8 protein-coding genes are annotated in these 7,441 nt (G+C 28.0%); 2 read left to right on the top strand and 6 right to left on the bottom strand.

Annotation, left to right across the window (positions count from 1 at the left end; genetic code table 11):
- Nucleotides 1–243: 243 nt before the first annotated feature.
- Both E6248_RS10785 and E6248_RS10780 read left to right on the top strand, forming a co-directional pair.
- On the top strand, nt 244–663 hold the full coding sequence (locus tag E6248_RS10785; protein ID WP_316340809.1) for a Fur family transcriptional regulator: 420 nt from the start codon (nt 244–246) through the stop codon (nt 661–663).
- 169 nt (nt 664–832) lie between these two features.
- The gene (locus E6248_RS10780) at nt 833–1,309 is read left to right on the top strand and encodes a Dps family protein (protein ID WP_168354958.1); all 477 of its coding nucleotides are present in this window, start codon (nt 833–835) and stop codon (nt 1,307–1,309) included.
- A gap of 121 nt (nt 1,310–1,430) precedes the next feature.
- On the opposite strand, the gene E6248_RS10775 is transcribed toward E6248_RS10780, so the two are convergent.
- The 6 genes from E6248_RS10775 to E6248_RS10750 form a co-directional block, all read right to left on the bottom strand.
- Nucleotides 1,431–2,177 carry an arginase family protein gene (locus E6248_RS10775; protein ID WP_316340808.1) on the bottom strand — a complete coding sequence of 249 codons (747 nt, stop codon included), beginning with the start codon at nt 2,175–2,177 and terminating at the stop codon, nt 1,431–1,433.
- Nucleotides 2,178–2,226: 49 nt separating this feature from the next.
- Nucleotides 2,227–2,961, bottom strand: a complete 735-nt coding sequence (locus E6248_RS10770) for a class I SAM-dependent methyltransferase (protein WP_316340807.1) — start codon at nt 2,959–2,961, stop codon at nt 2,227–2,229.
- A gap of 143 nt (nt 2,962–3,104) precedes the next feature.
- Complete coding sequence (gene ppcA / locus E6248_RS10765; protein WP_316340806.1) at nt 3,105–4,715, bottom strand: phosphoenolpyruvate carboxylase; 1,611 nt, start codon at nt 4,713–4,715, stop codon at nt 3,105–3,107.
- 236 nt (nt 4,716–4,951) lie between these two features.
- Nucleotides 4,952–6,208, bottom strand: coding sequence for a HAMP domain-containing sensor histidine kinase (locus tag E6248_RS10760; protein ID WP_316340805.1), 1,257 nt, complete (start codon nt 6,206–6,208; stop codon nt 4,952–4,954).
- On the bottom strand, nt 6,201–6,881 hold the full coding sequence (locus tag E6248_RS10755; protein WP_316340804.1) for a response regulator transcription factor: 681 nt from the start codon (nt 6,879–6,881) through the stop codon (nt 6,201–6,203). Before E6248_RS10755 ends, E6248_RS10760 begins: the two co-directional genes overlap by 8 nt.
- On the bottom strand, nt 6,874–7,422 hold the full coding sequence (locus E6248_RS10750; protein ID WP_316340803.1) for a ubiquitin: 549 nt from the start codon (nt 7,420–7,422) through the stop codon (nt 6,874–6,876). The genes E6248_RS10755 and E6248_RS10750 overlap by 8 nt, the downstream gene beginning before the upstream one ends.
- Nucleotides 7,423–7,441 lie beyond the last annotated feature (19 nt).

The raw sequence follows: 7,441 nt of genomic DNA, 5'->3' as shown, positions 1-7,441 counted from the left end.
ACATATTGTGAGTAAGCTGACTTGGAGCTTGCGACGGAAGCCTAGCATAATATGTTAAAAAATCCTGCACAATTTATTACAAGTTGTAAATCTATATTTTTGCTAATAATAACTTTTTACCATATTATAAAAAATTATTTAATATACTATAGTATTAAGTATATTTTTATAGATTACTTTTTTAAACTATGCTAAACTTATATAATTAATTAATAAAAAATAAGAATTACGGGAGGGATACTTATGCTACTCATTGATAATATTGAAAAATATCTAAGAGATCATGGAATTAGTCCATCCTATCAAAGAAAAAGAATCTTTGAATATTTATATAATAGTAAAGAACATCCAAGTGTAAATGAAATATATTCTGTTTTAATAGATGAAATTCCAACACTATCAAAAACAACTGTATATAATACTTTAAATCTTTTTATTGAAAAGAAAATTGTAGAAGCTATTATAATTGATGAAAATGAACTTAGGTATCAAATATTGGATGTAAAGAAACATGGTCACTTTAAATGTGAGTCCTGCCATACTCTTTACGATATAAAAATTGATTTAGATAGCCTAAATATAGATTCTTTAAAGGACTTTGATATCCATGAACAATCTCTTTATTTTAAGGGTATCTGTAAAAAATGTAGAAATACAAATTAAATAGTTTTATAAAAGTAATATAAAACATAGTTCACATCTAACTAATATGTGAACTATGTTTTTTTATTAAATTTTGGAAATAGTATTGACATCCCTTGGATTTAGAGTTATTATAATATTGTAATCATTACAAATTTGAAATTAATATAAAGTGTTGGAGGTAATATTTATGAGTAAAAATTATATAGGTCTAGAAAATGAAAAAATTGAAGGAGTAGTAAAATCACTTAACGACTACCTTGCAAATCTTAATTTATTATATGTTAAAATTCACAACTTACATTGGAATATAGAAGGTAATGCTTTCTTCCAATTACACAGTGTATTTGAAGGATATTATGAAGCAATGGCTAAATCATTAGATGAGGTTGCTGAAAGAATTCTTATTTTGGGTCATAGACCCGCAGCTTCAATGAAAGAATACTTAAATCTTGCTACTATACAAGAATTAGATAGCAAAGGTTTATCTGCTGAAGAATCAATAAATATATTAGAAGCTGACTTCTTAAGTATGCTTGGTCAATCAAGATCTATACTAGCTTTAGCAGAAGATGCTAATGATCAAGGTTCTATTGATTTAATGGCTGGATTTATAGGAGAATATGAAAAGGCTCTTTGGATGATAAAATCTTATAAAGCTAAATAATGTAAAAATTAGAATGTTTAAAATTTATTTTAATTTATACAACTAAAATTAAAGGAAGTTCATATTCGAACTTCCTTTTTTAATAAAATGCTATTCTAATTTCTTTATAATGATTGCCAAGCTACTCATTATAATCTTCATCTAACAAAAAATTTAGTAATCTTTCATTAACCTTATCATTATTTCTTATATTTTCTATATTATTGGGGTCCGTATCTCCGCACACGTCAACACCAATAATATCGTACTTTAGAATAATACTATGAAGAATTCTCTTGAGAAAATCAAAATTCATATCACCTTGATCCCAAGATGTATTAACAACATCCTCACTTAAAACATCTTTATCTATAGAAATATATACTGGGTATCTGCTATTTATAAGTTTGTATAAATCATTTTTGTTCAATGACATTAAATCAATATCAGAAATCCCTACTACCTTATTTAAGTATTGCTTTGGAATAGTTTCTTTTTGCTCTTCACTTAAACCTATTATAATAACTTTTCTTATATATTTATTATTATCAATCTCATCCATTATCCATGAACCACAAGATAATATATCCCCAAGGCTTGGTCTTCTCATATCTGAATGATGATCAAAAACTATTAGTGTAAAATCACTTTTTATTTTATCTATCCATAGCTCACTGACATAATGATAATTTCCTGAATCAATAAAATGAATACCTTCGGGTTTTAATGATTTAACTTTATCTTGTAAAATATGAAAAGCAGTTTTATCGCAATATCCATTAGTTCCTCTAACCTTACTACAGTCAACCCAATTATATTCCTCATCCAAAAAGAATCTTTCTTTTTCATATACATGAGAAAAGTTCATTACTGTTAAAAGTTTTTCCATAAACTGTCCCCCCTTGCCTACAAAACTTCCATATTAATATTTTACCATATTATTTTTTCTTAGCAGATATCAATATCATCATAGGTCTACGTAACTCATCTAGCATTTCTTTGTTATCTTTAAGCATCTCTTCTGATGGCTGCGCCTCAGTTACTTCTACTATTTCAAATCCATTTTTTATTAAGGTATTGATATATGTAGTAAGTGTTTTATGATACTTTGTTACTTCTTCTCCTAAGAAATTACTTATTCTTTTACCTTCATTAAAGTAATTATCTACAGGCCAATGAAGTCTATTTCCTAATTCATCATAATACCAATCTTGCTTGCCTTCCGCAGTAAAGATTGGATGCTCAGCTGAAAACACAAATTCTCCTTTATCTACAAGAGAATCATATACCTTCTTACATACCATATTAAAATCCTTTATATAATGTAAAGCTAATGAACTTATTACAACATCAAAATATCTATCTTTCAATTCTACTTCTTCTATTGTAGCCTTTACATATTTTATTGCTTTATCTCCATTAATCTTTTCTGCTTTATTTAACATCTTCTCTGAAGAATCTATTCCTAGTACTTCTTTAGCATTATTTTCAATAGCATATTTACAATGCCATCCAAGTCCACATCCTAAATCTAATACTTTCTTATCTTCTAAATCCGGTAACATCTTTTTAAACATATGCCATTCACCTGCACCATTAAGCCCATAAACTGAACGAGCCATTTTACTATACTTATCAAAAAATATTTCATCGTCGTATTTATTCGTATCCATAGTTTATACCTCCTAATTTCTATTTATAAATATATTCTAACTCATATATTTAAAATTTTTATATCTCATAAACAATTCTATATAATTTGTGTTAAATAAAAGAGGATATTTGATATAACAAACATCCTCTTTTAATATATCTATTAGCCTAAGCTACCTCTTAATTTTCCTAACTTAACTATCCATTCCTTAAGAATTTTCTTTTCTTCCTCAACATCATTAAACATATCTTCTTCCTTACCCATTAAATGAAGTAAGATTGGTCTTACAGATTTTAATAGAGTATGATAAAATTCTTCTTCTGGATAATCCTTAGCTAAAATCCCTAAAATATCACAAGCTAAACTGAAATCTTCCTTATAAGTATCTCTACATTCTTCGTTAACTATTCCTTTAGATATCTTAGTATTTGTATATTTAGCTGCAAATATTAAGTCGTCTATTAAGCTTGGATAGAATTCTAATAATTTCTCTATGCCTTCTTGTCCATATTTCTCTTTAATTTCTCTTAAGCCTCTTCCTACCCCTAAGAATTCTGGAGTAATACCTGCTGTGTACATCGATGCAGTAAATGTGATAGCTCTTGGTACTGAACAGTCTACATCTGTATTTAAGCTTAATAACTCTTCCTTTAGCTTTGTATCCTTAACTAATTCTACTACTTCACTTACATCTATTGCTTCTCTAACATATTGTAAGCCTGATTTAGAACTTGCTAATCTATCTCTATTCTTTGGTATAAACTTAGATATACCATCTACATCTTTAATTACTCTAGTGAATATATCGATATAATGCTTAGAGAATATTCCTATATATTCTTTCATAAGATCCATTTCTTCCTCAGAAAGTATCTTAAAGTCTTCCATATAATTATGCTCTTTAAGCTTATTTACTACTTCTATTGTTTCCTCTGTACCATGGTCATATTTTAACCCTGATTGAATAGTAAATGTCTTAACTCCTGCATAAGTCTTAAAAGTGTTTTCTATATTTTTTGCTGATAAGTGTCCTCTAAATGGTAAAGATCCACAACCTAATATAGGTGCTATTTCAACGTCATTTTCTTGTCCCCACTTATGAATCTTACTAATAGCCATTCTAACTGCTAATACTGAAGATACTATTCCATATGACATAGCTGAATCTGATCTTGCTATCATTACCCTTAAATCTTTCAATTTATAATCTTTACTACAAAGGTGTCTATAATATTTATCAATTATTTTATCTATATTTACTAAGGATGGAATTCCTTCCATTAGTGGTATTAACTTAATACTGTTTAATGGGAATTCTATATCATAGTTTTTATTTCCAAGCTCAATTATAGAGTTAACTCTCTCTTGAATTTTTATTAATTCCTCACCAGTTTCAATCATTGGAATTATAGTTTCAATAATAGCTTGCTTGCCTGTTTGCTTATAAGCTAACATATTAGTTTCAACTAATGACATTATACTCATTAACTGTCTAAATACAGGCTCCTTTATTGCATTAGGAATTCTTGGTGTTACAAATACATCCTCACCTGGAATAAACCCCTCATTTATTAATCCTAATGTTATTTGTGAAGTTTGATGATATGGTGTAAGCTTTCCTTCAAAATCAACCATCACCTCTTCAATTCCTAACCCACCTTTTTCTTGCAAGTTTAAATCCCTTACTGCTTCTTCTGGTTCTTGTTGTATTGTTATATATTTTTGTGAATTATCTGGATGCTGTGTTGCCATACAACTTGGATATCTTCTCATTTATTTGCCCCCAATATTTATTTAATTGTTACTTCTTGTTTTTTCTAATTGTGTTAAAATTATAAAATATCCTCCTGAATTATGCAAGTATTTATTTTCAAAATTTCAAAACTATTATTTTTACTTAAAATGATATGCTTTTCTTAAAAATTTATCTATAGATAAATTTATAGTTTATTACTAAAAAAATAGAAGATAGTAGAACTATTAATCCTACTATCTTCTAAACTAAGCACTTATATCTTATTTTGTGGTAAAAACACCGTTATTCTTGTTCCTATTTGTTTTCTACTTAATACACTAAAGTATCCCTTATGATTATCTATAATCCATTTAGCTATAGATAATCCTAATCCTGTACCTCCATTTTTTCTAACCCTTGCAGTATCTGCTCTAAAGAAACGTTCAAAAATATGTGGTACATCTGCCTCATCCATACCTATACCATTATCTTGAATAGAAAAGAATGGATCTCCATTATTGCTTCTTCCACTTCTAAATACTATAGACTCTCCCTCTACTGTGTATTTAGCTGCATTTTCAACTAATATTCTTGCAGTTTGTTTTAGTAAGCCAATATCACCACTTATCCTTATATCCTCTGACTCAATATATGAATAATTATGTTTTTCATCTATCATTTTAGACTCATCAAAAACTTCCCTAATCATATCATTTAATGAAAACTCCTTTATTGTAAGTTGAGTTTTACCATTAATGCCTCTAGCTAAAAATAATAATTGCTCAATTAAGTTCTTCATATTTTCAGATTCACTCTTTATTGCAGTTATAGATTCTTCTAATACACTTTCATCATCTTTTCCCCATCTATCTAGCATGTTTGCATACCCTTGAATTACTGAAATAGGGGTTCTTAGTTCATGAGATGCATCTGAAACAAACCTTGCTTGCTGCCTATAGGAATCTCTCATTCTATCTAGAAGCTTATTAATGGCATCTTCTAATCCCTGAAGTTCACTATCTCCAATATGGATTCTTTCATTGGATGCAACAGGACTTATTTTTAGTATAGCATCTTCTAGACTTTGGAATTTTTCTTCATCAAACTCCATATTACTAAGTCTATTAGCTGTTTCTGCTATTTCGTCAATAGGCTTTAAAATATGCCTAGTTTTTGCTGTTCCAAATGTTATTTCTTGTAATAAAAATACACCTTCAACTATTAAAATAGGTATCATTATATTTTTTAAGTTCATTAAAAAATTAGTAAAATCTATAACTAAAGTTCTTCCATCACTCCAGGTAACTACATAGTTGGCTGATTCTATAGGAAAAATGTTAAGTACTCTTTTAGCACTTTGAACAAACTCTCCATAATAACTTACTTCTCTTTCAATGCTCCAAAAACCAATTAAAACTAAAGCCAGAATTATATCAATAAGAAGAAACTTAGAAAATAGTTTTCTTACAAAAACAGAATTAATTTTTATTGCAATAGATGTTACATTTTTAGATTTATTTTTCTTACTCATCTTTTATTACATACCCTACACCACGGACAGTAGTAATAATTTTAATATTGAAAGCATCATCTATCTTTGTTCTTAAAAATCTTATATAAACATCTATTACATTTGTTTCTCCAAAATAATCATATCCACATACTTTTTCAATAAGTACTTCCCTAGTTAATACAATATTTTTATTTTCCATTAATATTTGTAGTAATGTAAACTCTCTATTAGTTAATTCTATCTCTGTGTTATTATATACTACCTTATGCTTCTTTTTATCTAGTGATAATAGGCCACAGCTTAGTACATCTATATCCTTTTTTACTGTAACTACTCTCTTCTTTAAAGCTGTTCTTATCCTTGCAAGTAATTCTTCTATAGCAAAAGGTTTTGTAACATAATCATCTGCTCCTGCATCAAGGCCTGATACCTTATCCATAACTGCATCTCTTGCTGTAAGCATAATAACTGGAATATCTGAAACCTTTCTAATTCTTCTTAATACTTCAAGGCCATTAATCTCTGGAAGCATTACATCTAGAATAACTAGATCTACTTCCCCCTTCTCTGCAATCTCTAGTCCTGCTCTGCCATTATTAGCCTTTATTACTTCATACCCTTCATGTTTAAGTTCTAGTTCTATAAATCTAGCTATTTTTTCTTCATCTTCAACTATTAAAATCTTAACCATCATTAAACCTCTTCTTAATTTTTTCTTTTAATTCCCTTATGCTTTTTGATATCTCATTAGATATCTTATTAACCTTATCTACATTTACCTTTTTAGCTGATACATAAAATTCTAAGTCAAAGAATAACCCTACAATTATTAAGGGTATGGTAATCCAGAAAGTAAATAATAAAAGCAGTATGACTACTGTTAAAGGTATTTTTAAAATTACAGTATTATTTCTAATAATCTCAATTATAATATTGTTACAATCATCTATATATCTACATACAGTTTCAAATACTCCTTGAAAACTTTCCTTGTACTCTTTATTTTTCTTACTCTCAACAATACTAGTTACTTCCGATTGTTCCTTACTATAATTCATACTATCATTTGTATAAAACACACCTACAGAAGGTTTTTCTATTCTTCCTATCTCTTCTAAATATATTATAGAATCTAATATATCCCAATTATTTTTCTCTAAAACCTCCTTGGCTTCTTCGTAATTAATATTAGCTTTATCTTTTAATTTCTCTACTAATTTGAACTTATCCATAAATAATCCTCCTTATTCA

It is taken from the genome of Clostridium sp., from assembly GCF_032552055.1.
Lineage (GTDB): Bacteria > Bacillota > Clostridia > Clostridiales > Clostridiaceae > Clostridium.
Note: the sequence above shows the minus strand (reverse complement) of the source record. Positions and strands in the feature narration are given on the sequence as shown.